General features: G+C 71.9%; 1 protein-coding gene. It reads right to left on the bottom strand.

Annotation, left to right across the window (positions count from 1 at the left end):
• Positions 1-68: 68 nt before the first annotated feature.
• Complete coding sequence (locus tag ABTZ17_RS36615) at positions 69-2,162, bottom strand: RICIN domain-containing protein (protein WP_352200148.1); 2,094 nt, start codon at positions 2,160-2,162, stop codon at positions 69-71.
• Positions 2,163-2,597: the final 435 nt, after the last annotated feature.

Here is a 2,597-nt window from a genome sequence, read left to right as displayed (position 1 = left end):
CAGCTCCTCCTCCGAGAGGGCCAACGGCTTCTCCACGAACACCGGCTTCCCGGCCGGCGGGTGTGGGGTCAGCCCGCCTTCTGGAGGGTCCAGCTCTGCGTCGGGCGTCCGTCGGCCCGCTGGAGGTCGAGGAGCCAGGCGCCGTAGTACGGGCGGCCGCTGACGGTCAGGGCGTAGGTGCCCCCGCGGTCGGTGACGGTCACGGCGGCTCCGCCGCCGGACACCTTCCACTGCTGGGCCTTCGCGGTGCCGCAGGGTCGCTGGGCGATCCACATGCCCGCGGAGGGGGTGCCTCCGGGGGCGAGGCACTTGCCGGAGGCCGCCGAGCGGATCCGGACGAGGCCCTTGCCGGCGTCGTCGAGGTACCACTGCTGGTGTGCGTACCCGTTGGCCGCCGAGCCCACGAGGACGGTCCCGTCGGCGCTGCGGCCGCCCCACAGTTCGGCGTTCATGCCGGTGCTGCCGTTGCCGAGGACGTACCGGCCGCCGGGCTTGGTCCCGCCGCCTCCGGAGGTCTTCGTGGTGAAGCGGGCGGCCTTGCCGGGTCCGCTGTCACGGCCCTGTGCGTCGCGGACCGAGACGGCCGCCGTGTAGGCGGTGCCCGGCTGGAGCCGGTACACGCGCAGGACGGTGCTCTGGGTCCAGGTGAGGTGCCGGCCGTTGAGGAGGACCTGGTACCAGGCGGCTCCCTGGACCTTGGGCCAGCTGACGACGGCGGAGTCGGACTGGACCTGGCCGACGGTGGCGGCGGGGCCGGCGCCGGGCTTCGGCGTGGTGGGCGTGGGACTCGGCTTGGGGGTGGGGGTCGGGCTGGGGCCCGGGCCCGGGTCGGTGCCGCCGCCCCCGCCCTTGCGGCGCATCAGGAACTGGTTGTCCGCGATGTTCCAGTGGGTGGCCAGGTAGCTGCCGGGTCTGGGACTGGTGTGGAAGTAGTCGTCGTGGTTGCAGTCCAGGATGTTGTCGGAGGCCCGGTTGGTGCAGACGTCGCGCATCTTCGGGTAGTACGGGCTGTCCGAGTAGCACATGACGTCCCACTCGTCGGTGCAGTGCGCGCCCCGGCTGGTGTTGGGGGCGCTGTTGTTGACGGCGCCCAGGTTGTGGCCCAGTTCGTGGGCGGCGGTGTGGCCGCCCCAACAGCCGCTGTCGGTACGGCCGTAGGAGGGGCCGAAGTTGCTGAGGTTGGTCTGCTCGGGCCGTTCGTCCCCGTTGAAGGTGCCGATGCCGCAGTAGACCTGCGCGTCCGCGAAGATCATGTACTTGCGGTCGCGGCGGTCCAGGCCCTTGCCGGCCAACGCCCTGTTGGTGGCGCTGAATTCGGCGAGGGCGGAGTCCGGTAGCTCGATGTTGAGGACGGTGGGGGTGCAGTCGGCCGCCGTCACGTAGCGGATGTGGCGGACGCCTCCGGTCTCTTCGGCGCTGGCCGAGTAGATGAGGTCGGCGTCGGCGGCCCACTTGCGGAAGGAGGCCACGTACTGGGCGTAGCGGTCCTTGCCGGGGCCGTGGACGTACACGACCTGGACGCGGTTGCCGGTGCTGCCGTCGCCGTCGCACTGGACGGTCTGTCCGGCGGGTCCGGCCGCGGCGGTGCGGGCCGCCGGGGTGCCGGAGGCCGTGGGTGCGGGCGCCGCGGCAGCGCCCTGGGTGCGGGCGTCGACGGCGGGGGCGTCGGCGGGCGCGCCCTGAGAGCGTCCGCCGTCGTGTGCGGGGGCGGGGTCGGCGGCGGGCCGGGCCGGATCGGCGGCCGGTGCCACGGACTTCACCGCGGGCGGGGTGTCCTTCTTGATGTCGACGCCCTTGGGCGGGGCGTCGGGGCCGTGCGTGCAGTGCCCGGCGTCGGTGGCGTAGACGCCGGCGCAGCGGTCGCCGCCGGCGGCGGGCTTGAGGCCGTCGTAGACCATGCCGCGGGCGGGTTCGTTGCGGGGTTTGGCGGCGAGGGGAGCGGGCTCCTCGTCCCGGGCCGGTGCGGCGGCGGGGGCGGAGGCCGGGGACGGGACGGCCTGCGGTGCGGGGGCGGCGAACTGGCCGGCCTGGGCTTCGCCCTGGCCGCTTTCGTACGCGATGCCGGCCGCCACGATCGTGGCCACCGCCATGGCGGCGGTGATGCCTATGAAGCGTCCGCGCGGCTTCTTCTGACGTTCTTTCAGTCTTCGATGCTTGGACATGCACACCTCAATTCCTTGGTCAGGAGATGGGGTGCGGAAGCCTGCCAGACCCGCTCGGTGGAGAATTCGGACAAAGGGGAGGCGGCTCGAAGAATCCGTTCCGTTACCTGGTGGTTCGATTTGATGAACAGTCAACACGCTTTGAAAACAAGCAAATTGAGAATTCGATCGAGTATTGGTCCAGTCCTATTCGGAGATCTCGTTATCGAATCGAGATCATCGGGAAATCCCTGTTGACGGGAATTCAGTCGGGCTTTCAACCGTCCCTCACCGGCTGCCGAACATCCCCTACCAGTCCGTAGTGACACGGGCGGACGGCCCTGGCCGCGGTCGGGGCCGCGCGCACTCCGACACACGAAGTGGGGGGGCCGGGGTGGGCCGCGGGGGGGGGGGGCCCGGGGCGGGCCCCCGCGACGGGGGGGGGGGGGAGGGGGA

It is taken from the genome of Streptomyces sp. NPDC097619 (assembly GCF_040302735.1).
Classification (GTDB): domain Bacteria; phylum Actinomycetota; class Actinomycetes; order Streptomycetales; family Streptomycetaceae; genus Streptomyces.
The sequence above is the reverse complement of the archived record's forward strand: the minus strand, read 5'-3'. Positions and strand labels throughout refer to the sequence as shown.